Here is a 23,837-nt window from a genome sequence, read left to right as displayed (position 1 = left end):
GGCAAACACCCCGGCTTTTTTCATACTCCAATGTGGGCGTCTAAGCGTCCACAGGCTTCGACTTTGGCTTCGGATGCACCCGCGCCACCACCACGACCAGCGCAATGAAGATCAACCCAGCTGCAACCGCATAGGGCATACCGGCGAAGTCGAACGGGGCATTCGCGCCGGTAAAATGGCTGAACAACTGCGTGAAGAGCAGCGGCCCGATAATCGTCGTGATGCTCGAAACGCTGGTCAGCGCGCCCTGCAACTCACCTTGCGCGGAAGGCGGCACCTTGCCCGCAGCGATACTGCGCAGCGGTGGATCGGCGAAGCCTTCCAGAGCGGTCAGGAAGATGACCGCATAGACCATCCAGCCCTCCCAGGCGATTGCATAGCCCGTCAGACCGAGACCGGCAAACAGCACGCCGATGATCGCCGTGCGCCGTTCGCCCAGAATAGGCAGAGCGCGCGGCAGCACGACTGCCATAACGAACGCTGTACCGATACCGAACATGCCAAGCGACAGGCCGATCTGTGCCTCGTTCCAATTATAGCGATAGGCGCCGACAAAGGCCCAGACCGACGGATAGACCGCATGGGCCAGCCAGTACAGGAAGAAGACCGCCATCACCCAGCCGATGCCGGGATAGCTGCGCAACTGCTTCAGCGCACCGAGTGGGTTGGCGCGTCCGATCTGGAAACTGCGCCTGTTTTGCAGGGATAGCGTTTCCGGCAGCAGGAAGTAGGCCAGCACGAAATTGATGAAGGACAAGAGCGCCGCCCCGTAGAACGGAACGCGCGGACCGAATTCACCAAGCAGGCCCCCGAGAACCGGCCCAAGCGCAAAGCCCACGCCGAAGGCAATGCCGATCAGGCCGAAATTGCGCGCGCGATTGCTGTCATCGCTGACATCCGCAATATAGGCGGATGCGGTCGCAAAGCTTGCGCCGCTGATGCCCGCCAGCACACGTCCGACGAACAGCATCCAGAATGAGGTTGCCAGCGCGCATATGAGATTGTCGATTGCAAATGTCAAAATTGAGGCCAGCAGAACGGGCCGCCGTCCGAAACGGTCGCTGAGATTTCCGATCAGCGGCGCGAACAGAAACTGCATCGCCGCATAGACCAGAAGCAGCCAACCGCCATCGACTGCAGCGGTGCTGACATCCGCGCCGGTCAGTTCTTCGAGATAGGCTGGCAGAACCGGCATGATGATCGCGATCCCGATAATATCGAGAAACAGCGTCATGAAGACCAGCCAAAGGCCCCGCTTTACGAATTTGGGGTCAAGCATTGGAACACCTGAAATATGCTCATGCGGATGTGCCGCAGAAAGCATCATGTTTTGATTGTTGGAAAGGATCGCGCGTCATCGCCGCTCAAAACTGAGCGTCACGCATGATTTGGAAAAGGGCCGCGCCGATGCAGACCCTTTATAGGGAAAATTATTCTACGACAAGCCTGCTTGATGAAAGTCGGCAGAATTGCTGCCAAACACCGCTTAAGCTGCAAAGAAAAAGGCGGCCGTAGCCGCCTTTTACCGCATATTTCGAGCGGATTAGACGTCGCCGCTGAATGTATCGCAGGATTCGAGCTTGCCTGTATCAAAGCCGCGCTTGAACCACTTGGCCCGCTGAGCCGATGTGCCGTGGTTGAAACTTTCCGGCACGACATAGCCCTGACTGCGGCGCTGCAAGGTATCATCGCCGATCTGGTGCGCCGCATTAAGCGCATCTTCAAGATCACCCGTTTCCAGAATGCCCTTCTGCTCGGTGTAATAGCCCCAGATCCCGGCGAAACAATCAGCCTGAAGCTCGACGCGTACCGACATCTGATTGGCCTGCACTTCGTTCATCTGCTGACGCATCTGGTTGAACTTCGGCAGAATGCCGAGCAGGTTCTGGACATGGTGCCCGACTTCATGCGCCAGCACATAGGCCTGCGCGAAATTGCCCGATGCGCCGAAACGGTTCGCCAGTTCGTCATAGAAGCTCAGATCGATATAGAGCTTGCGGTCGCCGGGGCAGTAGAACGGCCCGGATGCAGCCGAAGCGAAACCACAGGCCGAACGCACCTGCCCGCTGAAGAGAACCATGGTCGGCTTGGTATAGGTCTGGCCACGCGACTGGAAAATACCGCTCCAGACATCTTCTGTTTCGGCAAGCACCGTGCGGGCAAACTGGGTCATCTCGTCATTGGCGACGGCGCCGCCCTCGGCAGCCGTGCGACCACTGGACTGCTGTTGCGTCTGCACGGACGAGTCCATGCCGCCGCTGCCGAACAGAATCGGTATCGGATCGATACCGAAGGCGCGCAGCACGAAGAACATCACGACCAGAATGAGAATGCCGGAAAGCCCGCCTCCGCGCACGACCTTGAAGCCCGGCCCGCCACCGCCGAAACCGCTGCCCTGGCCACCGCCTATGCCGCCACCGCCGCTACGCTGGTCTTCCACATTGTCACTTTGCCTACGACCTTGCCAGCGCATGCACCCACTCCCTCAACACCGGCCGCTGTAAACCCCGCGGCGCAAAATATTATCTCGTATAATTGTCGCATAAAGAGTTGCCACCGCAATATAAAAAGTAAATGGCACGCAAATCACAAACGGCAACTCCGGCGTAACAAAACCACACCAATTATGGCACGCTAACACGCCATCTGTCATGGCTGGTGGCTGATCGTGATCGAACTCGACCGGCATAAGACAGATAAATGACGAAGATTTTTCGTGAATGCCCGCATTTTCTTTGAAATAAGCGTATTTGTGGGGTTCCGCTTTGGGTCATCATTGCCTATAAGGCCCGCTTAGCCCACAGAATTCATAAGCTGCCAACCCGCCGGAAAACCGTGCGGGCTTTTCTGGCAGGCTAAGCAGCATGTCTCTCGAAAGTGGGAACCGGTTTCGAGACCACGACATGCGTGAAACAAGAGCATGATCCCGAAAATGGGAACCGGTTTTCGGACAAGATCATGCGCGCGAAGAAGATAGGATGAGCGCCCATGCCGAAACGTACAGATATCAAATCGATCCTGATTATCGGCGCGGGCCCCATTGTCATCGGCCAGGCTTGCGAATTCGATTATTCGGGCACGCAGGCTTGCAAGGCGTTGAAAGAGGAAGGCTACCGCATCATCCTCGTCAACTCCAATCCGGCCACGATCATGACCGACCCCGATCTGGCGGACGCGACCTATATCGAGCCGATCACGCCGGAAGTCGTCGCCAAGATCATCGCCAAGGAACGTCCGGACGCGCTGCTGCCCACCATGGGCGGCCAGACCGCGCTGAACACCGCATTGTCGCTGCGCCGCATGGGCGTGCTGGAGCGCTACAATGTCGAGATGATCGGCGCCAATGCCGAGGCCATCGACAAGGCCGAAGATCGCGCGCTGTTCCGTGAAGCCATGGACAAGATCGGCCTCGATACGCCGGAATCCCGCCTCGCCAACGCCACCGAAATCAAGGACGAAGACCGCAAGCGTCATGAAGCCAAGCGCGCTGAAGTGAAGTCGCAATATTCGGGCGACGCGCTGGACAAGGCCCTCGACAAGCTGGAAACCGAATGGCAGCTCGGCGAAGTCGAACGCAAGCAGCGCTACATGACCCACGCGCTCGCCAAGGCGGCGCAGGCGCTCGACGTGGTTGGCCTTCCGGCCATCATCCGCCCGAGCTTCACGCTCGGCGGCACCGGCGGCGGCATCGCCTATAACCGTCAGGAATTCTTCGAAATCATCGAACGCGGTCTGGACGCATCGCCGACCACCGAAGTTCTGATCGAAGAGTCGGTTCTGGGCTGGAAAGAATATGAAATGGAAGTCGTCCGCGACAAGGCGGACAACTGCATCATCATCTGCTCGATCGAAAACCTCGATCCGATGGGTGTACACACCGGCGATTCGATCACGGTCGCGCCTGCGCTGACGCTGACCGACAAAGAATACCAGATCATGCGTAACGCCTCGATTGCGGTGCTGCGCGAGATCGGCGTTGAAACCGGCGGCTCCAACGTACAGTTCGCGATCAACCCGGCCAATGGCCGCATGATCGTCATTGAAATGAACCCGCGCGTCTCACGTTCTTCGGCGCTCGCTTCCAAGGCTACCGGCTTCCCGATTGCCAAAGTCGCGGCCAAGCTCGCTGTCGGCTACACGCTGGACGAACTCGACAACGACATCACCGGCGGCGCGACGCCAGCCTCGTTCGAACCGTCGATCGACTATGTCGTCACCAAGATCCCGCGTTTCGCTTTCGAAAAATTCCCCGGCTCCTCGCCGATCCTGACCACCGCCATGAAGTCGGTCGGTGAAGTGATGGCCATTGGCCGCACTTTTCAGGAAAGCTTGCAGAAGGCGCTGCGGGGTCTTGAAACCGGCCTGACCGGCCTTGACGAAATCGCCATTCCCGGCATCGAGGACGGCGACGAGAAGAACGCCATCCGCGCCGCCATCGGCACGCCGACGCCGGATCGTCTGCGCATGGTCGCGCAGGCCATGCGCCTCGGCCTGACTGTCGAGCAGGTGCATGACGCCTCCAAGATCGACCCATGGTTCCTCGAACAGATCGAAGCCATCGTGTTGACCGAGGAGCGCATTCGCGAACATGGTCTGCCGCAGGACGCTGAAAACCTGCGCATGCTGAAGGCAATGGGCTTCTCCGACGCGCGCCTTGCCAGCCTGACGAACAAGGACGCTGCGGACGTGGCCAAGCTGCGCGCCGATCTCGACGTGCATCCGGTCTATAAGCGCATCGATACCTGCGCCGCCGAATTCGCTTCGCCGACTGCTTACATGTACTCGACCTATGAAACGCCCTTCGTCGGTCAGCCACGTTCGGAAGCTGAAGTTTCGGATCGCAAGAAGGTCGTCATTCTCGGCGGTGGGCCGAACCGTATCGGTCAGGGCATCGAGTTCGATTATTGCTGCTGCCATGCTGCCTTCGCGCTCGGCGACGCCGATTATGAAGCCATCATGATCAACTGCAACCCGGAAACGGTTTCGACCGATTACGACACCTCGGACCGCCTCTATTTCGAACCGCTGACGGCGGAAGACGTGCTGGAAATCCTGCGTGTTGAACAGGAAAAGGGCACCCTGCACGGCGTGATTGTCCAGTTCGGCGGCCAGACCCCGCTCAAGCTCGCCAATGCACTTGAAAAGGCCGGCATTCCGATCCTCGGCACCTCGCCGGACGCCATCGACCTTGCGGAAGATCGCGACCGCTTCCAGAAGCTTCTGGTCAAGCTCGACCTGAACCAGCCGAAGAACGGCATTGCCTATTCGGTCGAACAGGCTCGCCTCGTCGCCGCTGACCTCGGCTTCCCGCTGGTCGTTCGCCCGTCCTATGTTCTGGGTGGCCGCGCCATGCAGATCATCCATGACGAGCGCACGCTGCAAGCCTATCTGCTCGACACCGTGCCGGAACTGGTCCCGGAGGACATCAAGGCGAAATATCCGAACGACAAGACCGGCCAGATCAACACCCTGCTCGGCAAGAACCCGCTGCTGTTCGATACCTATCTCACCCAGGCCATCGAAGTGGACGTCGATTGCCTCTGCGATGGCAAGGACAGCTTTGTGTCGGGCATCATGGAGCATATCGAAGAAGCCGGTATTCACTCCGGCGACAGCGCCTGCTCGCTGCCGGTTCACTCGCTCTCGGCTGAAACCGTCGCCGAACTCGAACGTCAGACCGAAGCATTGGCCAAGGCGCTCAATGTCGGCGGCCTGATGAACGTGCAGTTCGCGATCAAGGATGGCGAAATCTTCATCCTCGAAGTGAATCCGCGCGCTTCGCGTACGGTGCCGTTCGTTGCCAAAACCATCGGCACCCCGATTGCCAAGGTCGCGGCCCGCATCATGGCTGGCGAAAGCCTTGAAGCAGCGCTCGGCGCTTATGGCGGCAAGCCGCAGGCCCCATCGCGCCCGCATATCGCGGTCAAGGAAGCCGTGTTCCCGTTCGCTCGTTTCCCCGGCGTCGATACGCTGCTCGGACCGGAAATGCGTTCAACCGGCGAGGTCATGGGCCTCGACTACGACTACGCACTGGCTTTCGCCAAGGCGCAGCTTGGTGCCGGCGTGGAACTGCCGCGTGAAGGCACGGTGTTTGTGTCGGTGCGCGACGAAGACAAGGAACGCGTTCTGGCACCTGTGCGCAAGCTCGCAAGCCTCGGCTTCCGCGTGATGGCAACCGGCGGCACGCAGCGTTTCCTCGCTGACAATGGCGTCGAGGCGATCAAGGTCAACAAGGTCATCGAAGGCCGTCCACATGTGGAAGATGCGATCCGCAACCGTCAGATCCATCTGGTCTTCAACACCACCGACAGCGCCAGCGCCGTGTCCGACTCCAAGTCGATCCGCCGCGCAACGCTGATGCAGAAGCTGCCTTACTACACCACGATGGCAGGCGCAGAATCAGCGGCCGAAGCCATCGCGGCGCTGAAGGCCGGTTCGCTGGAAGTGCGTCCGCTGCAGGATTACTTCCGCGCATAATCTGTTTTACAGATAATGAAAAAAGCCGCCGGAGCGATCCGGCGGCTTTTTTCATGCGCTCTTTAAAGCGGGAATTTCCAGCGGCTTGCCATCGGGATCATCTTCCAGATTGACCTGCCGGGAGAAAAACCCGTTATGCAGATGCGGCTTGCCCAGATGGATCACAGCAGCGTCTTTCAGCTCAGTGGTCAAAATGTCCCGGATGCGATCATAGGCTTCGGCATCGAGACCATCCAGCGCGCCATCGATGATGATCCATTGCGGCTTTTGCAGAATGAGGCGGGCGAAAGCGAGACATTGCCGCTCGTCATCGGTCAGCACCCGTTCCCAGCGTGTGGCGTAGTCGAGACTGCCGATAAGCCGGTCAAGCCCGGCGCGCTGCAACACGCCCTCCAGCGCTTCGGGCGAGAATTTCTTCAGGTCGAATGGATAGACGATGACGCTCTTCAATGTCCCGGGCGGGAAATAAGGCGCACGTGGCATGAAGGCTACGCCGTCATTGGCTGGCATGCCGATCCGCCCCTCGCCCCATGGCCACAGACCGCCAAGCGCCCGAAAGAGCAAGGTGCGTTGGGTTTCGGTGCCGCCGGTTACCAACACCCGTTCGCCCGGCTTGACCGCGAAGGCGCTCTTCGACAGGCGCAAACAGCCATCGGGTGCCGCAATCGACACATCATCGAGACTGATCCTATCGCCTTCGTTGACGGCCAGATCGACGTGCCGGTCGAGATGACCCAACTCATCCATGCGCAGAATTGCCTGACGGAAAGTGGCGACACGAAGCAGTGTGGCGCGCCAGTCGGCAATGGCACAGAAATTATCCACGAACCAGCGCAGTGAATTATGCACCTGCGTAAACGCGCCGACGGCCATCATCAGACCACCGAAGGTCAGTCCGCCAGAGAAATACACCGGTGCGGCGACCAGAATCGGCGCGACGATGGTGAGCCAGCCATAACCAGCCGTCACCCATGTCAGTCGCGTGGTCGCATAGACGATCTTGCGGATCGCAGCCAGCACGGCGTCGATATCGAGGTCGAGACGGCGGCGCTCATCCGCCTCACCGCGCGAAAGGGTGACCGAATCGAGATGCTCATTGACGCGCATCAGCGAGGCGCGGAAATCCGCCTCGCGCGCATAACGATTGGCATTGATATTGACGAGGTTGCGCCCGACGATCCATGTCAGCCACGATGCGGACGCGGCATATATGATCACCGCCCACACCATATAGCCGGGAATCGGGAAGCTATAACCGCCAATATTGAAAATAAATCCGCTCGACAGCGACCACAATACGCCGACAAAGCTCAACAGAATGACGGTCGATTGCAGCAGGTTGATACCGAGATCGCAGGATGTTTCGGCAAGGTGGCGCGCATCTTCATGCAGGCGCTGATCGGGATTAATGCCGATCTCGCCCGCATTGGCGAGCCGAAAGGCGCGCCCCGGCACCAGCCATTGACCAACGAGATCGCGCGCCAGCCCTTCACGCATCTTCAGCTTGAACATCTGGTTCAGCCATGTCTGGGCGACATTGAGCACCAGCAATGTGCCCGCAATACCGAAGAACACCATCAGCTGCTGGAAGAACGCCTGCAAATCCTTGCGCGCCAGCGCATCGTAAAACGGCTCGTTCCAGCGGTTGATGGCCACCTGCCCAATCGCAATCAGCACGATCAGCACGAAAATGCCGGTTCCGAGTGCAATCAGCGTGGTGCGCACTGGCGAATTCCAGAAAGCGCCGGTCATCATCGAGACCTGTGAGAACAGATCATTGCCGTCCCGGACCGGCTGACGGGTGAGCAAGCCCTTGATACCAACGCGCTGGGACTTCCCTCGCTTGCGGCTTTTCCTTTGCGCGCTGCGCTTCGGCTGCTTCTGTTCCGGTTCAGACGTCATATTTGCCTCGCCACGTGCCGTTCGCGAATCCCTGTGACGAAATCGCGGGCCATTCGCAACATGCGCATTATGCATATCACGCAAAAGTCAAAGAAAAGCGATGTCTCGTTCGGGCTCTGACTTTAGATCTGTCTTTTCTGGCAGGACCGATCTATTGCCCGTCTTAATAGTAAGGTCGCAACACCTTCAAAAAAGAGCGACCATGCGCGCAATCGCTGATACGGCGGCGTTTTAGATAAAAAATACCTAGCGTTGACGTTAAAGCTGCGATTTTTTTAGCAAAACCATGGCCAGACACACATCCTAGCTCTCTTGTGCTGGTCAAATTTGTCGCATATAGTCCGGCAATCGATTTTTCGGTCGAGTGACTTTGAGACCCGTGCGGCCTGCCGTGCTTCCTGACGATCTCCTGTCCATAAATTCGATCCACAGGGACGTATGCGGAGCATGCGGACTAAAAATTACTATCGTTACAAAGGACATTCCCATGGCTACGGGAACAGTTAAATGGTTCAACACGACCAAGGGTTTCGGCTTCATTCAGCCTGACCAGGGCGGCACGGACATTTTCGTTCACATCTCTGCCGTTCAGCGCGCTGGCCTTGCCACGCTCAACGAAGGCCAGAAGGTCACCTACGAGATCGTGCAGGACCGCCGTTCGGGCCGTTCGTCTGCCGACAACCTCGTCGCAGCCTAAGACATTTTGCCGCCGGATGTTTCATCTGGCTTGTGCACGAATGTGACATGAAAACATTGGAGCGCCGGTCTGACCGGCGCTCTAATTTTTTGGAATCAGAGAAAATTCTCCGAGCCTGAATCAAAAAGCGGCATGTGTGTGCGAAAATGGTGATTTTCGAGTACCGGAGCGGAGCGTACTTTGGGTACGTGAGCACCGGAATGGAGAAAATTGCCATTTGCAGCCACACAGGGCGACTTTTAGAACAGGCTCTCAAGGCAGCCAGTCGAGCGCCACATGGCCCGGATGGGCCGCAACGCGCTTGAGCCAGGCCTGAACCGCGGGATATTGCTGCATGTCGAAGCCGCCCAGATGCGCCTCATGCGTATAGGCATAGAGCGCGATATCGGCGACCGTATAAGTCTCGCCCGCCAGATAGGGCGTCTTTTCAAGCTGTGTTTCCATGACGCCAAGCGCCTTGTTGCCACCGGCGAGCGTTGAGGCCAGACGTTCCGGCGTCGCATCCCGTGCCCGCTCCGGATAGAGCATCAGCGCCCGGCGCACGGCCACATGGGGCTCATGGCTATATTGTTCGAAGAACAGCCATTGATAGACAAGCCCCCGCTCATAGGCGTCCTTGGGCAGAAACGGCGTTCCTTCCGCCAGATAGAGCAGCATGGCGTTCGATTCTGCCAGCAGTCGCCCGTCCTCCAGCTCCAGCAATGGCACCTTTCCGTTGGGATTTTTGGCGAGATAGTCCGGCTTGCGCGTCGAGCCGTCGAGCGACGAAACCGTGACATGCCGAAAAGGCCTGCCCAGCAAGGCAAGCAGAAGGCGGGGCTTGTAGCAATTTCCTGAATCGGGTTGGGCGTAAATGGTCAGCATGAAAATCTCCTGTTTCAAAAAACCATATCGACGCGCGGACAGCATCCTGTCTAATCAGTTTCATTGAGATATTATGTCAGCAAGACTGATCTATCCGACACTTTTCGCAACACAATTTCGAGAAAACCCGGATTCACGGGCGAAAAGTCAATCCATCTGTTGCGATTCCCGTGCCGATGCGACATAGAAAATCCGCAAAACCGCGCCGTTCCCAGTGCGGTTAACAGAGCCTGCCATCTATGGAGATCTATCATGGCATTTCTCGCCGACGCCCTTTCCCGTGTAAAGCCATCTGCGACCATCGCGGTCAGCCAGAAAGCACGCGAACTGAAAGCCAAAGGCAAGGACGTGATCGGTCTTGGTGCGGGCGAACCCGATTTCGACACGCCGGACAATATCAAGCAGGCCGCCATCGACGCGATCAATCGCGGCGAAACGAAGTACACGCCTGTGGCCGGTATTCCTGAGCTGCGCAAGGCCATCGTCGCCAAGTTCAAGCGCGAAAACGGCCTCGACTATACGCCGGATCAGGTCATCGTCGGCACCGGCGGCAAGCAGATTTTGTTCAACGCCTTCATGGCCACGCTGAACCCCGGCGATGAAGTCATCGTGCCTGCCCCTTACTGGGTCAGCTATCCGGAAATGGTTGCGATCAACGGCGGTACGCCGGTGTTCATCAACACCAAGATCGAAGACAATTTCAAGCTAACCGCTGCCGATCTGGAAAAGGCGATCACGCCGAAGACCAAGTGGCTGATCTTCAACTCGCCGTCGAACCCGACGGGCGCTGCCTATACGGAAGCCGAGCTGAAGGCGCTGACAGACGTTCTTGTGCGTCACCCGCAGGTCTGGATCCTGACCGACGACATGTATGAGCATCTGGTCTACGGCGATTTCGTCTTCACGACCCCTGCTCAGGTCGAGCCGTCGCTCTATGACCGCACGCTGACCATGAACGGCGTTTCCAAGGCCTATGCCATGACCGGCTGGCGCATCGGTTACGCCGCTGGCCCGCTGCAACTCATCAAGGCCATGGACATGGTGCAGGGTCAGCAGACTTCCGGTGCCTGCTCGATCGCCCAGTGGGCAGCGGTTGAAGCGCTGAACGGCACGCAGGACTTCATCCCGAAGAACAAGGAAATTTTCCAGGCTCGTCGCGATCTGGTCGTATCGATGCTCAATCAGGCCAAGGGCATCCAGTGCCCGACACCGGAAGGCGCATTCTACGTCTATCCGTCCTGCGCTGGCCTGATCGGCAAGAAAACCGAAGCTGGCAAGGTCATCGAAACGGACGAAGATTTCGTCACCGAACTGCTGGAAGCAGAAGGCGTTGCCGTGGTTCACGGTTCGGCTTTCGGTCTTGGACCGAACTTCCGCATTTCCTATGCAACGTCCGATGAGCTGCTCGAAGAAGCCTGCACCCGTATCCAGCGCTTCTGCGCCAGCCTGCGCTAAGCATTTCTCCCGAAAGTGGGAACCGGTTTCGAGACAAAGACATGCGTAAGAACAAAAGCTTCTGAATAGCGAATAACAAAGGGGCCGCAAGGCCCCTTTGTCGTATCCGCACTTTCACGGAAAAACAGCACGTGGCTTCGCCCTGTCAGAACAGACAGCTGGAAGGTGATCAGCATTTGTAGTTTGTTGTGTTCAGCCGTCGCGGCCAATAACAGGCGAAAAGCCAAAAAAAAAGCCAGACAAATGTCTGGCTTTGAGTTTTGAAGGTGCCTTTGAGGCAAACCTCCAGAGGGGAACACTCAGCCCGCGCAAATGGGAGGAGGAAACGCGGCGCTGAGATGATTGTTATATGCTCCCTGCTCATCATTTTTGCAATGCAACTTTAGCGCAAAGCTGCCATGCATCCTGCGCATAGCTCGTTCAGGCACTTATTTTAAATACAATCAAATAGTTAGCTAAATCTTGCCCGCCCAATGAGCGGTTGGATGCAAATCAGAGCGCCTATGGAACAGGCATCGATACAACCTAACTGCCTGCAAAATCAGCAAATCACCTTCCGCTGATTCCCCACAGAAGATGTCATCCAACTGTCATTGCGGCGCATCAGGACTGTCACAAAACAGGCCTAAAAGCCCCGGCAGAGCCGATGCGGGGAGAACGCATCCGGCGTGAAGCGGCCACCGGAGAAGACGGTGATCGCTGCGAACATCTCACAAGCCATGAGGGAGCGCGCCCATGCGGATCGTTCAAATCACCGACACCCATCTCAGCCCGATCAAGACACATTTCAACCCGAACTGGGAACCGCTCGTGGCGTGGATCGAGCAGCAGAAGCCCGATCTCATCATTCACACCGGCGATCTTGCCGTCGATGGCGCCGATATCGAAGCTGATCTCGAATTCTGCCGCAGTTGTTTCGAACAGCTCTCCGCGCCCGTCCTCAGCGTGCCGGGCAATCACGACATCGGCCATCTGCCGGAAAGCCACCAGCCGGTCAATGCCGAGCGCCTTGCGCGCTGGCAGCGCCATATCGGTCCAGACCGCTGGGCCAAGGACCTCGGTGACTGGCTGATCGTCGGCCTCAACAGCCTTATCATCGGCACCGGCAGCGAACAGGAAGAAGACCAGTTCCAGTGGCTGGAAAACGTTCTGGAAAACGCAGACGGCAAGCCCGTCGCCGTTTTCGCGCACAAGCCACTCTTCGTCGACGATCCGGAAGAAGGCGACAGCGGCTATTGGGGCATCCGCCCGGTGGCGCGCCAGCGTCTCTATGATCTCTTCGCGCAGTATAACGTGCAGCTTCACGCCAGCGGCCACCTGCACCGGGCATGGAAGGGCGAAGCGTTCGGCACGCGCTATGTCTGGGGACCGGCGGCGGCCTTCATCGTCGGCGCGATGGAACGCGATCTGCCAGGCGAGCGTATTCTCGGCGCTGTCGTGCATGAACTTGGCGAAGCAGCCACCAGCGCCATCGTGCGCATTGATGAACTGACGCCCTACGTGATCGACGATGTGGTGCATGAGGTCTATCCGCATCATGCGGGCGACGGCGCGAAAGTCACGGAAGAGGCAACCCAATGAGCACGCTTGCCATCCGCGATATCGGGAAGTCCTATGGCGGCAACCGCATTCTGGACGGCATCAGCATCGACGTGGCGGAGGGCGAATTCATCGCCCTCGTCGGCCCGTCTGGCTGCGGCAAGAGCACGCTTTTGCGCATTCTTGCCGGGCTCGACCATGCCGATGAAGGCAATGTCGCGCTGGCTGGCCGCGACATCACCGGCGCGCATCCCGCCGACCGCAATATCGCGATGGTCTTCCAGTCCTACGCTTTGTATCCGCATCTGACCGCCGCGCAGAACATCGCCGTGCCGCTCGCCATGCGCGACATGACGACGACCGAACGCCTGCCCGTCGTTGGACCACTGGTTCCAGGCCAGCGCGCCAAGCGCGCCGCGATCCAGAAACAGGTGAAAACCACCGCCGCCAGCCTGAAAATCGACCATCTTCTCGACCGCAAGCCCGGCCAGATGTCGGGCGGCCAGCGCCAGCGCGTTGCACTTGCCCGTGCGCTCGTGCGCCAGCCCGGCGTTTTCCTGATGGACGAGCCTTTGTCCAATCTCGATGCCAATCTGCGCGTTCATACCCGCGCCGAGATTGTGGAACTGCACCGCCGCGCTGGCGTGCCGACGATCTATGTCACCCACGATCAGGCTGAGGCGCTGAGCATGGCCGACCGTGTGGCGGTGATGATGGGCGGCAAGCTGCTCCAGATCGACACGCCCACCGCGATCTATAACGATCCGCGCCATATCGAAGTGGCCCAGTTCATCGGCACCCCGCGCATCAACATTCTGGACGCCTTGGTCAGCGATCAGGGCAGTGTCCATTTCGCGGGCCGCCCGATCCTGCAAAACGTCGCCGCCTATGCGGGCACAACGATCCGTGTCGGCATCCGCCCGGAACATTTCCGTCTGCGCCCGCATGACAAGACCGGCATTAGCGGAACCGTCTCGCGCATCGAATTCCTCGGCTCCGAAGTGTTGGTTTACCTGAAAGCGCCCGGCTCCGCGCAGGAACTGATCGTGAAGCTCGCCCCTGTCAAGGCCGATCACATTGCACCCGGTCTGCCTGTCGGCCTGCATTTCGATGCGGAAAACGCCTATCTCTTCGGCGATGACGGCGCGCGCCTGCGCCAGCCTGCCGGAAATGTGGTGACCCTCGCACCGGCGGAAAAGGCTCCGGCTCATGTCTGATCTCGCTCTTGCTAGGCCCGGCGCAGTCAGCGCCCGCACTGCCGCCGAAAATGCGCGGCGGCGCGAGGAGCGACTGGCCTGGAAACTCGCCTCCCCCGCCATTCTCCTGACGGTGCTGCTGATCCTTCTGCCGACCGCAGCAGTCTTGTTCTGGAGCTTCACCAATTACGAACTCGGCTATGCCGGTTTCGAATTCATCGGCCTCGACAATTATGTCGAACTGTTTAGCGACCGCACTTTTCTCATCTCTTTGAAGAACACGGCGATCTATACGGCCATTGTCGCACCGGCCTCGGTGTTTCTCGGCCTCGGCGTCGCGCTTCTCATCGAAGGCGAAGTGCGCGGAAAGTCTTTCTTCCGCACTGTCTATTTTCTGCCTGTTGCCTCGCTTCTCGTCGCCATGGCGACCGTCTGGCAATATCTGCTGCATCCGACCCTTGGCCCCGTGAACACCCTTCTCGGCATGGTCGGCATTACCGGCCCCAACTGGCTCGGCTCCAGCGATACGGCGCTATTCAGCCTTGCGCTGATCGGCGTCTGGCAGAGCGTCGGCTTCAACATGGTGCTGTTTCTGGCCGGGCTGACTGCCATTCCGCGCGAACTCTATTCCGCCGCCGAAGTGGACGGCGTGAAAAGCAGCTGGGAGCGCTTTCGTCTCGTCACATGGCCGCTGCTCGGCCCCACGACGCTCTTCGTGACGACAATCAGCATCATCAATGCGGTCAAGGTGTTCGAAACCGTCAAGACGCTCACCGAAGGCGGGCCAAACAAGGCCACCGAAGTCCTGCTCTGGAGCATCTATCAGGAAGGCTTTGTGTTCCTGCGCGTCGGTTACGCCTCGGCCATGACCGTGATTTTCCTCGCCGTGCTGATCGTCCTGATGCTGCTCCAGTTCCGTGTGCTGGACCGCCGCACGCATTATTGAGGAAACGGATATGTCATTCGCCCGCTCGTTTCGCCTCGGCCTTCTCTCGTTCGGCGCGCAGCTTTTCCTCGCGCCATACATCTTCATGCTGTCCACCGCAGCCAAGTCGCAGCAGGACATTTTCTCGTCGTCGCTCTCGCTGATCCCGCAGAACTGGGCGCTTTGGGACAATGTCGCCAAAGCCCTCACCCGCGTACCCATGGGGCTGCTGCTCTTCAACGGCGTTGTGGTCTGTGGACTGGTGCTGGTGGTGCAGGTGGTGATCGCCATTCCATGCGCCTATGCCATGGCGAAACTCAACTTTCGCGGCCAGCGCACCATGATGGTTCTCGTCATGCTGGGACTGCTGGTGCCGATCCACGCAACCGCGCTGCCCATCTATGTCGGCTTCAACCAGCTTGGCGTGCTGAACAGCTATTTTGCGCTCAGCGCACCGTTCTTCATCTCGGTATTCGGCATATTCCTGTTCCTGCAATTCTTCCGCGCCATGCCCGACGATCTCATCAGCGCCGCCCGCCTCGACGGCATGTCGGAAGCAGGCATTGTCATGCGCGTGATCGTGCCAAATGCATGGCCTGCTATCACGGCATTCTCGATCTTCTCGGTTGTTGCGCACTGGAACGATCTGTTCTGGCCGCTGATCGTCGTCAACGGCATGGAACGCGCCACGCCGCCGCTCGGCCTGCTCTATTTCCGCGCCGCCGAAGCCGGTGACGACTACGGCGCGCTGATGGCGGCAACGCTCATCATCACCTTGCCTTTGCTGCTGGCCTTTCTCGCCGCCCAGCGCCGCTTCATCGAGGGCATCACCCTGACCGGTCTCAAAGGCTGACCTCTTTCGCCTATCTCACATACAGGAGTTATCCATGAAACGACTCGCAAGCACTTTTGCCGCTCTGGCCATCGCAACCGGCCTCGGCTCGCCCGCTTTCGCAGACACCACGCTCAATGTGCATTATCCGATGCCCGGCTTCTTCAAGGATGTCATGGCCGACATCTCGAAAAAATTCATGGAAGAAAATCCGGACATCAAGATCAACTTCGTCAGCCCTTCCGCCACCTATGAAGAAGGCATCCAGACGATCATGCGTCAAGCTGGCACGTCGGAAATGCCGGATATCACCTTCACCGGTCTCAATCGCCTGCGCGTTCTGGCCGAACGCAATATCGGCGTCGACATGAAGCCACTGGTCGAGAAGGAAAAGGATATGGAAGCGCAGGGCTTCACTGATCATATCCTCAGTCTCGCCCGCGTCGGCGACCGTCAGGTCGGCCTTGCTTTCGCGACCTCCAACCCTATCATGTACTACAATGCCGATCTGGTGCGCGCTGCCGGTGGCAACCCCGACACGCCGCCCACCACCTGGGACGAAGTGATCGCGCTCGGCGGCAAGATCAAGGCGCTCGGCAACGGCAATGAAGGCATCGACTTCCGCTGGCAGGGTGACGACTGGATGTTCTCCGCTCTTCTATTCGGCGCAGGCGGCACCATGCTGACCGAAGACGAGAAGAAGGTCGCTTTCGACGGACCCGAAGGCCTTGCTGCGCTGAAGCTCGTTGACCGCATGGTCAAGGAAGGCGGCATGCCGGTTCTGACCAAGGCTGCGGGCGAACAGGCCTTTGCCGCTGGCAAGGTGGGCTTTGCCTTCCAGACCACCGGCGCACTGCGCAACACGATCAAGAATGTCGGCGACAAGTTTGATCTGCGCACCGCAAAGATCCCGCTCATCAACCCGGAAAAGGGTCGTCTGCCGACCGGTGGCAACGCGGTCGTAATCCTCACCGAAGACCAGTCCAAGGTCGATGCCGCCTGGAAATTCGCCAAGTTCGCCGCCGGTCCTTATGGCGCTTCGGTCGTGGTTCCGGGCACCGGTTACGTGCCGAACAACGATCTCGCCGCCAAGTCGGATGAATATCTCGGCAAGTTCTACGAAGAAAACCCGCTCTTCAAGGCCGGTCTCAGCCAGATGTCGATCATGGTGCCGTGGTATGCCTTCCCCGGCTCCAACGGCGTGAAGGTAACGCAGACCATCGTGGACGGTCTCTCCCGTCTGGTCGAACAGTCCGCCACCCCGGAAGACATCCTCGCCGACACCGCCAAGGACGTGCAGCGCCTCCTGCCGCGCAAGTAACGCAAACGGGCGCTCCGCGTCAACGCACGCCCTCATCCTGAGGTGCGGAGCGGAGCGAAGCCTCGAAGGGTGAGGTGCGGAGCGGAGCGAAGCCTCATACTGAGCCCGTTGAAGGATCGAAGGGGGAGGTCCAGTCTAGGCTCCCTCGCCCTTCGAGACGCCGCCTTCGGCGGCTCCTCAGGATGAGGGAGCGCGGGCGGCGGTGTCAGCTCTGCCTTAATAGCTGGCCAGCACATCAGCAGCCACACCAAAAACAAAAGGCCGCGTTGGTTGCTCCAACGCGGCCTTTTGCATTCATATGGATGAGATCAATAGGTCCAGTTGCGCGCCTTGGAGAACAGGAAATCCCTGAACGCATGCAGCTTGGCGGAATTCTTCAATGCTTCCGGGTAGCAGAAGAACGTATCGAAGGACGGGATTTCCTCCAGTTCCGGCACGAGCTGCACCAGACCGGATTCCTTGTCGGCCATGTAATCCGGCAGCACGGCAATGCCGACGCCACGCTGTACGGCGCGGCGCACCGACAGAAGATTATTGACCTGCAAGGCCGGGATGCGCGTGCTGCCATCGGTGCGGCCTGCCACTTCCAGCCAGTTCAGGCCGGTCAGATAGCTCGGAGCCGGTTCGCCAAATGTCACGATGCGATGCTGGTCGATCTCATCGATCGAGTTCAGCTTGCCGTATTTCGAGACATAGCCCGCCGAAGCGTAAAGGTGCATATGCACTGTAAACAGGCGGCGCTGGATGAGGTCCGGCTGCTGCGGCTGACGCAGACGCAGAGCGCAATCCGCATGGCGCATCGTCAGGTCCAGCTCTTCATTGTCGAGAATGAGCTGGAGCTGGATATCCGGATAAAGCTCGACGAATTCCTGAATACGCTCGATCAGCCAGCCGGAGCCGAGCCCCACCGTCGTGGTGACGCGCAGGCGTCCCGTCGGCTTTTCCTTGCTCTCGGCCAGTTTGGAGCGAACATTTTCCAGCTTCATCAACACGTCATGCGCCGTGCGATAAAGCGTTTCGCCCTGTTCCGTCAAAATCAGCCCGCGCGCGTGGCGGTGGAACAGCGGCACGCCGACATCCTGTTCCAGCGCACTGACCTGACGCGAAATGGCCGATTGCGACAAATGCAATGTCTGCGCGGCATGGGTGAACGACCCTGCTTCTGCCGCAGCATGAAAAATGCGCAGTTTATCCCAGTCGAGCGGTGCGACCACGATTTCCCCCTCGTTACTCCGCTGCTTCGTGCAGCGGTTCCTGTGCGGCCAGCCAGCGCTCGGCTTCGAGCGCTGCCATGCAGCCCATACCGGCGGCGGTCACGGCCTGACGGTAGATATCGTCGGTGACGTCGCCAGCGGCATAAATGCCCGGAACATCCGTGGCGGTGGAATCGGGCGCCGTCCACAGATAGCCGTTCGGCTTCTGCTTCAGCTTGCCTTCGAACAGCGACACGGCAGGCGCATGACCGATGGCGACAAAGACGCCATGTGTATCGACTTCCGTGGTCTCGCCCGTCACGACATTCTTCAGCCGCACACCGGTAACGGTCGCGCCCATCGGAGGCTTGGCCTCGGTACCGAGAATTTCATCGATCACGCTGTTCCAGACCACACTGACATTGGCGCGCGACAGGAGACGATCCTGCATGATCTTTTCGGCGCGGAAACCGTCGCGGCGATGCACCACGGTCACGCTCTTGGCGATATGCGACAGGTAAAGCGCTTCTTCGACAGCCGTATTGCCGCCGCCGACCACAACCACGTCCTTGCCGCGATAGAAGAACCCATCGCAGGTCGCGCAAGCCGAGACGCCACCGCCCATGAAGGTCTGTTCGCTGTCGAGGCCAAGCCACTTGGCCTGCGCACCAGTCGCGATGATCAGCGCGTCACAGGTATAGACTGCGCCGGAATCGGCCTTCAGGCGGAACGGGCGCACCGTGGTTTCAACCTCGGTGATGATGTCGTGCACGATTTCCGCGCCGACATGTTCTGCCTGCTTGGCCATCTGTTCCATCATCCATGGGCCCTGCACCGGCTCGGCATAGCCCGGATAATTTTCCACATCGGTGGTGATCATCAGCTGACCTCCCTGCTGCAGACCGGCAATGACGATAGGCTTCAACATGGCGCGCGCTGCGTAAATCGCGGCGGTATAACCAGCAGGACCTGAGCCGATAACAATAACGGGCGCATGACGCTGTGACATGAGGTTCCTCTCCGGTCCTAAAATCGATTTAAAGCAGCGGGTGCACGACTGACCGGAATCGCCTGCGCACCCGGCCTAACTGTGCCCTGATATTATGGCCAAGGTAGGTCTGCCCTTTTCCGTTTGCAAGGTTTGACGGGCATTTGCTGCGCTTTAGCCACAGCTTGTGACAGTTAGGCGATAGGAAGCGCCTCCCCGCATTGCGACCGGGTCGATCTCGCGTTAAACAGACAGGAAAAACAACGCTCAACTGTCCGCCAATCGCCCCACAAACGGCCGGAGACGACCGCCATCTATAAGACTGTCGCCAACATATGCGCGCGCTTCGGCCTCATCATGGCGGCCGCCATGCTTTTGCCCGCCGCAATCGACTTGCGCGACGGCAGCGACGACTGGCTGATTTTCCTGCGTTCGGCAGCAACGACGGGCGCGCTTTCCGCGCTCATCCTTTTTGCGACGCAGAACCAGTCCGTGCGTTTCACGCCCCGCCTCGGTTTTCTGCTCACGGTCTGCATCTGGCTGACCGCAGCTTTCCTCGGCTCGATACCGCTTTATTTCTCGCATCTGCCGATCAGCTATGCCACCGCTTTTTTCGAAGCCATGTCCGGCGTGACCTCCACTGGCGCAACGGCGCTGACCGGCCTGGATAATATGCAGCGCGGCATTCTGCTCTGGCGGTCGCTGCTCTGCTGGATCGGCGGTATCGGCTTCATCGGCCTGGCGCTTCTGATGCTGCCGTCGCTGCGCGCCGGTGGCCTTGCGCTCTTTCACATGGAAAATTCCGACAAGTCAGAAAAAATCCTGCCGCGCATGAACCAGATCGCGCTTGGCATTATTCTCGCCTATCTGAGCCTGACGGCTGCCTGCATCATCAGCTATTTCATGATTGGGATGAGCGTGTTCGACGCCATCAACCACGGCCTGACGACGGTGGCCACGGCTGGCTTTTCCACGCATGACAACTCGCTCGGTTTCTACCACGGCAACCGCCTTCTGCTGGTTGTCGCGACGGTGTTCATGATTCTCTCGGCCTTGCCCTTCGTGCTCTACATCAAGGCTTTCATGCCCAAGCGGCTGGAATCGCTGGCAGATCCGCAGGTCAAACTGTTCTTCAGCATCGTCATCGGCTTCAGCTTCATCCTCGCCGTCGTCTTGCGGCTTGGTCTGGACGTGCCTTTTGGCGACGCGCTAATTTCGGCCTCGTTCCATTTCGTGTCCGTCATCACGACCACCGGCTATGCGACCGAAGACTATTCGCTCTGGGGGCCACCCGCTCTCGGCATTTTCTTCCTCGCCTCGTTTCTGGGAAGCTGCGCGGGCTCCACGTCGGGCGGTATCAAGATGAACCGCCTCATCATCCTGTGGAGCCTGACACAAGCGAGCCTGTCGCGCCTAATCGTGCCGCATGCCGTCACCAAGATGCGCTATGGCTCATCGGAAATCTCCGGCGAAATCGCCCAGAACGTGCTGCTCTATCTCTTCCTCTATTGCGCATCGCTGGTGATCGGCGCGGTGCTGCTGGCGTCACTCGGCCTCGACTTCGTATCGGCCTTCACTGGCGCACTGACCGCCCTGTCCAATATTGGCCCCGGCCTTGGTGAAACAATCGGTCCGGTTGGCAATTTTTCCACCATCCAGGACCCGGCTCTCTGGGTGCTGTCCTTCCTGATGCTGGCAGGACGACTGGAGCTTGTGACGGTATATATCCTGTTCACACGCGCTTTTTGGGTGCGTTGACAGAGCTTTAGACGGTTTACACGCCACGGATTCATTTGATATTAGCATGATTAGATTGCGCCATGACGGCGTCACATATTCTATAATTACCCTTGAATGAAATTTCCTTGCGCGCGGAGTCATGCATGCCGATCAAGGCCGATCTGGACGAAATCGATTGGAAAATCCTGCGGGAGCTCCAGAACAACGGGCGCATCACCAATGTCGAGCTGGCCGAACGGGTCGGCATTTCGGCACCTCCCTGCCTTCGCCGGGTCCGTAAACTCGAGGAAAGCGGCGTCATTCGGGGCTATCGCGCCATTCTCAACGGCAATGCGCTGGGTCAGGATCTGGTCGCATTCTGTTCGGTCGGTCTGCACCGTCAGGCTGATGCCGATCTGAAGGCTTTTGCGGAGAAAACCAAGCAGTGGCCGCTGGTACGCCGCGCATGGATGGTTTCGGGCGAGTCCGACTTCCTGCTTCATTGCGTTGCACGTGATCTGAACACGTTCCAGACCTTCGTGATCGAGGAACTGACCGCAGCACCAAATGTGGACTCCGTCCGCACCGCGCTGACCATTCGTCCGGTCAAGGACGAACCGCTGATGATTCTCTGAACACCACGGCCTTTAAAGCGCGTCGCGTTTTATCCCACCCATACGACGCGCTTTATCTATTTGTTTCTACGCATGTCGGTACCGGAAAACCGGTTCCCACTTTTCCGCGACATGCTTTAGTGTCTGAATCAAAAAGCGGCAGGCCGTGGCGAAAATGGTGATTTCGAGAACCGGAGCGCAGCGTACATTGGGTACGTGAGCACCGGAAGCGCAGAAATCGCCATTTGCAGACCGGCATGGCAACTTTTGGATCAGACACGCCCGGCGAATACGCGCTCATAGACACCGCTGATCGCAGCCGCTTCCTTCTCGAGCGGGAAATTGGCGCGCACATGCGCAAGAGCGGTTTCGCCGTCACGCTCGGCCATGGCCGGGTCTGCGAGATAAGGCTCAATAGCCTCGCGCAAGGCTTCGCCATCTCCAGCGGGCACGAAACTGCCGGTTTCGTCGACGATCATTTCGGCATAGGCCCCGGCATCGCTTGCCACTACAGCGGTCTTCGACGCCATGGCTTCCAGCGGCGTCAGGCCAAATCCCTCATTGCGCGACGGCGCAACATAAAGCGTCAGGCGGCGATACCAGACCCGAATATCGGGGACTTCACCCAAAATGAGAATACGATCCTGCAAACCGGCGGCGGCAATCTTCGCCTTGAGGTCATCCTCGAAAGATTGATGCTCAGCGGTGGTTCGTCCGGTGATGATCGCCGTCCATTCAGGATATTTCGGCAAAAGCGCAATCATCGCATCGACGAAGAGATCGGTGCCCTTGGAATGCCGCACGCGCCCGAAACAACCGACAGCATATTTGCCCGGAAGACCAGAGGCGGCAAACATGTCTTCCTCACCAACCGGGGGATGAAAGCGTTCCAGATCGACGCCATGCATGATGACCTCATGCGGCACTTCCAGAAAACTGCCCGAGCGCCCGCTGGTGGCGATGACCGCATTCATGCGGCGGATGAGCCATTTGGTGAAAGGCTTGTGGTTGCGCTGGGCAGCCGAGGTGAACACCAGCCGCAGCTTCATGCGCAAGACATCGCGCATGAAAATACCGGCAAGCATTTCGATATTACGCCGCGCATGCCAGATCCGGAAGCGGCGGTTTTTCGGTGCTGACCAGAAGGACAAAAGCGCGCCCCAGCCCAAATGCGGCAGGCTTTCCGGCAAACCCGGTCCCATTGTGGCAATGTTCAGCCCCTTCGCACGTTGCAAAGGAATGAGCTGCACAATCGTCGAGGTCACGCCGGAAAGGCGCTGCTTGAAGTTGGGAGCTACAACCTCGACGCTCTCAACCGGAACCGGATTTGAATGGGGCACGGTGATCAGATGAACTTCAGTGTCACGATCTCGTAGGAACGCGAGCCGCCCGGTGCATTGACCTCGATCGTATCGCCTTCGGTCTTGCCAATCATGGCGCGCGCGATTGGCGACGAAATCGAAATGCGGCCTTCCTTCACGTCAGCTTCCTGGTCGCCAACGATCTGGTAGATTTTCTCATCTTCGGTGTCTTCGTCGATCAGCGTGACCGTCGCGCCGAATTTGATTCGGTCGCCGCTCAGCTTGGTAACGTCGATCACTTCGGCACGCGCAACGACATCTTCCAGTTCGTTGATGCGGCCTTCGTTGAGGCTCTGGGCTTCCTTGGCCGCGTGATATTCGGCGTTTTCCGACAGATCGCCATGGGCACGCGCTTCTGCGATAGCCTCGATGATCCGAGGACGCTCGTTTTGCTGACGCCAGCGGAGCTCTTCCTTGAGCTTTTCGAAACCGCGAGGGGTCATAGGGAACTTTTCCATACCCAGTCCTTTCCTTCGCCCGGCGCCCGTCTCTTCCCAAGAACTGAACGCGCCGGCAGTTTGGTTGCCCGCCGCACCCTGCCTGCACAACCGCGCTGCAAGGTGCCCTTCCGGGAGCTGCAACACCCCCCGATACACAAAAAGAAAACGGTCACCGAAACACCCGTTTCGGAACCGTTCAAACGACTAATTCGCCGAACTATAGCATTTCTGGCGATCTTTTCACGCGGAAAAATCGAACCCTGTCAAATCTCCAGACAAGAAGCCAGCTCAGAGCCTGAATCAAAAAGCGGCAT

General features: G+C 58.7%; 18 protein-coding genes. 10 read left to right on the top strand and 8 right to left on the bottom strand.

All coding sequences use genetic code 11. The features are described from left to right. Positions 1-40: 40 nt before the first annotated feature. Complete coding sequence (locus HWD97_RS09725) at positions 41-1,279, bottom strand: TCR/Tet family MFS transporter (RefSeq protein WP_109370268.1); 1,239 nt, start codon at positions 1,277-1,279, stop codon at positions 41-43. A gap of 264 nt (positions 1,280-1,543) precedes the next feature. Next, positions 1,544-2,473, bottom strand: a complete 930-nt coding sequence (locus HWD97_RS09720) for a neutral zinc metallopeptidase (RefSeq protein WP_109369458.1) — start codon at positions 2,471-2,473, stop codon at positions 1,544-1,546. A gap of 515 nt (positions 2,474-2,988) precedes the next feature. Here HWD97_RS09720 and carB point away from each other — a divergent pair. Continuing rightward, on the top strand, positions 2,989-6,477 hold the full coding sequence (carB, locus tag HWD97_RS09715) for a carbamoyl-phosphate synthase large subunit (RefSeq protein WP_109369459.1): 3,489 nt from the start codon (positions 2,989-2,991) through the stop codon (positions 6,475-6,477). Positions 6,478-6,528: 51 nt separating this feature from the next. Here carB and HWD97_RS09710 read toward each other — a convergent pair whose 3' ends face one another. Then, on the bottom strand, positions 6,529-8,379 hold the full coding sequence (locus HWD97_RS09710; RefSeq protein WP_371834973.1) for an ABC transporter ATP-binding protein/permease: 1,851 nt from the start codon (positions 8,377-8,379) through the stop codon (positions 6,529-6,531). 487 nt (positions 8,380-8,866) lie between these two features. Here HWD97_RS09710 and HWD97_RS09705 point away from each other — a divergent pair, with 487 nt between their 5' ends. Beyond that, complete coding sequence (locus HWD97_RS09705) at positions 8,867-9,076, top strand: cold-shock protein (protein WP_109369461.1); 210 nt, start codon at positions 8,867-8,869, stop codon at positions 9,074-9,076. Between the two features lie 252 nt (positions 9,077-9,328). On the opposite strand, the gene HWD97_RS09700 is transcribed toward HWD97_RS09705, so the two are convergent. Then, on the bottom strand, positions 9,329-9,940 hold the full coding sequence (locus HWD97_RS09700; protein WP_109370269.1) for a glutathione S-transferase family protein: 612 nt from the start codon (positions 9,938-9,940) through the stop codon (positions 9,329-9,331). Between the two features lie 252 nt (positions 9,941-10,192). Here HWD97_RS09700 and HWD97_RS09695 point away from each other — a divergent pair, with 252 nt between their 5' ends. From HWD97_RS09695 to HWD97_RS09670, 6 genes are all read left to right on the top strand, one after another. Next, positions 10,193-11,395 carry a pyridoxal phosphate-dependent aminotransferase gene (locus HWD97_RS09695; protein WP_109369463.1) on the top strand — a complete coding sequence of 401 codons (1,203 nt, stop codon included), beginning with the start codon at positions 10,193-10,195 and terminating at the stop codon, positions 11,393-11,395. 735 nt (positions 11,396-12,130) lie between these two features. Further along, positions 12,131-12,976: a metallophosphoesterase gene (locus HWD97_RS09690; protein ID WP_109369464.1), complete on the top strand. Its 846-nt coding sequence runs from the start codon at positions 12,131-12,133 to the stop codon at positions 12,974-12,976. Further along, a complete protein-coding gene (locus tag HWD97_RS09685) occupies positions 12,973-14,151 on the top strand; it encodes an ABC transporter ATP-binding protein (protein WP_109369465.1) in 1,179 nt (392 codons plus the stop codon). Before HWD97_RS09690 ends, HWD97_RS09685 begins: the two co-directional genes overlap by 4 nt. After that, positions 14,144-15,076 carry a carbohydrate ABC transporter permease gene (locus HWD97_RS09680; RefSeq protein WP_109369466.1) on the top strand — a complete coding sequence of 311 codons (933 nt, stop codon included), beginning with the start codon at positions 14,144-14,146 and terminating at the stop codon, positions 15,074-15,076. Before HWD97_RS09685 ends, HWD97_RS09680 begins: the two co-directional genes overlap by 8 nt. A gap of 10 nt (positions 15,077-15,086) precedes the next feature. Further along, on the top strand, positions 15,087-15,908 hold the full coding sequence (locus tag HWD97_RS09675) for a carbohydrate ABC transporter permease (RefSeq protein WP_109369467.1): 822 nt from the start codon (positions 15,087-15,089) through the stop codon (positions 15,906-15,908). 34 nt (positions 15,909-15,942) lie between these two features. Continuing rightward, complete coding sequence (locus HWD97_RS09670; RefSeq protein WP_109369468.1) at positions 15,943-17,208, top strand: ABC transporter substrate-binding protein; 1,266 nt, start codon at positions 15,943-15,945, stop codon at positions 17,206-17,208. Between the two features lie 308 nt (positions 17,209-17,516). On the opposite strand, the gene HWD97_RS09665 is transcribed toward HWD97_RS09670, so the two are convergent. Together HWD97_RS09665 and trxB are read right to left on the bottom strand one after the other, a co-directional pair. Further along, positions 17,517-18,422, bottom strand: a complete 906-nt coding sequence (locus HWD97_RS09665; RefSeq protein ID WP_109369469.1) for a LysR family transcriptional regulator — start codon at positions 18,420-18,422, stop codon at positions 17,517-17,519. 13 nt (positions 18,423-18,435) lie between these two features. After that, positions 18,436-19,410 (bottom strand): thioredoxin-disulfide reductase, encoded by a 975-nt coding sequence (gene trxB / locus HWD97_RS09660; RefSeq protein ID WP_109369470.1) that lies wholly within the window; start codon positions 19,408-19,410, stop codon positions 18,436-18,438. 336 nt (positions 19,411-19,746) lie between these two features. On the opposite strand from trxB, the gene HWD97_RS09655 reads away from it, so the two are divergent. Together HWD97_RS09655 and HWD97_RS09650 are read left to right on the top strand one after the other, a co-directional pair. Then, entirely contained in the window at positions 19,747-21,147 is a 1,401-nt protein-coding gene (locus tag HWD97_RS09655; RefSeq protein WP_371834972.1) for a TrkH family potassium uptake protein, read from the top strand. A 125-nt stretch (positions 21,148-21,272) separates the two neighbouring features. Then, a complete protein-coding gene (locus HWD97_RS09650) occupies positions 21,273-21,743 on the top strand; it encodes an Lrp/AsnC family transcriptional regulator (protein ID WP_095447076.1) in 471 nt (156 codons plus the stop codon). Between the two features lie 251 nt (positions 21,744-21,994). Here the strand turns inward: HWD97_RS09650 and HWD97_RS09645 are convergent, their stop codons facing one another. Both HWD97_RS09645 and greA read right to left on the bottom strand, forming a co-directional pair. After that, positions 21,995-23,062, bottom strand: coding sequence for a glycosyltransferase family 4 protein (locus tag HWD97_RS09645; protein ID WP_109369472.1), 1,068 nt, complete (start codon positions 23,060-23,062; stop codon positions 21,995-21,997). Between the two features lie 5 nt (positions 23,063-23,067). Continuing rightward, positions 23,068-23,541, bottom strand: a complete 474-nt coding sequence (gene greA, locus HWD97_RS09640) for a transcription elongation factor GreA (RefSeq protein ID WP_109369473.1) — start codon at positions 23,539-23,541, stop codon at positions 23,068-23,070. Positions 23,542-23,837 lie beyond the last annotated feature (296 nt).

The organism is Ochrobactrum sp. C6C9 (assembly GCF_022627935.1).
GTDB lineage: Bacteria > Pseudomonadota > Alphaproteobacteria > Rhizobiales > Rhizobiaceae > Brucella > Brucella teleogrylli.
Note: the sequence above shows the minus strand (reverse complement) of the source record. Positions and strands in the feature narration are given on the sequence as shown.

Bases quoted from the DNA above. Each gene is read 5' to 3' on its own strand.
- HWD97_RS09650 (WP_095447076.1), top strand. From the start codon at position 21,273: ATGCCGATCAAGGCCGATCTGGACGAAATCGATTGGAAAATCCTGCGG.
- HWD97_RS09675 (WP_109369467.1), top strand. From the start codon at position 15,087: ATGTCATTCGCCCGCTCGTTTCGCCTCGGCCTTCTCTCGTTCGGCGCG.
- carB (WP_109369459.1), top strand. From the start codon at position 2,989: ATGCCGAAACGTACAGATATCAAATCGATCCTGATTATCGGCGCGGGC.
- HWD97_RS09705 (WP_109369461.1), top strand. From the start codon at position 8,867: ATGGCTACGGGAACAGTTAAATGGTTCAACACGACCAAGGGTTTCGGC.
- HWD97_RS09690 (WP_109369464.1), top strand. From the start codon at position 12,131: ATGCGGATCGTTCAAATCACCGACACCCATCTCAGCCCGATCAAGACA.
- HWD97_RS09725 (WP_109370268.1), bottom strand. From the start codon at position 1,279: ATGCTTGACCCCAAATTCGTAAAGCGGGGCCTTTGGCTGGTCTTCATG.
- HWD97_RS09695 (WP_109369463.1), top strand. From the start codon at position 10,193: ATGGCATTTCTCGCCGACGCCCTTTCCCGTGTAAAGCCATCTGCGACC.
- HWD97_RS09670 (WP_109369468.1), top strand. From the start codon at position 15,943: ATGAAACGACTCGCAAGCACTTTTGCCGCTCTGGCCATCGCAACCGGC.
- greA (WP_109369473.1), bottom strand. From the start codon at position 23,541: ATGGAAAAGTTCCCTATGACCCCTCGCGGTTTCGAAAAGCTCAAGGAA.
- HWD97_RS09700 (WP_109370269.1), bottom strand. From the start codon at position 9,940: ATGCTGACCATTTACGCCCAACCCGATTCAGGAAATTGCTACAAGCCC.
- HWD97_RS09685 (WP_109369465.1), top strand. From the start codon at position 12,973: ATGAGCACGCTTGCCATCCGCGATATCGGGAAGTCCTATGGCGGCAAC.
- trxB (WP_109369470.1), bottom strand. From the start codon at position 19,410: ATGTCACAGCGTCATGCGCCCGTTATTGTTATCGGCTCAGGTCCTGCT.
- HWD97_RS09680 (WP_109369466.1), top strand. From the start codon at position 14,144: ATGTCTGATCTCGCTCTTGCTAGGCCCGGCGCAGTCAGCGCCCGCACT.
- HWD97_RS09720 (WP_109369458.1), bottom strand. From the start codon at position 2,473: ATGCGCTGGCAAGGTCGTAGGCAAAGTGACAATGTGGAAGACCAGCGT.
- HWD97_RS09710 (WP_371834973.1), bottom strand. From the start codon at position 8,379: ATGACGTCTGAACCGGAACAGAAGCAGCCGAAGCGCAGCGCGCAAAGG.
- HWD97_RS09655 (WP_371834972.1), top strand. From the start codon at position 19,747: ATGGCGGCCGCCATGCTTTTGCCCGCCGCAATCGACTTGCGCGACGGC.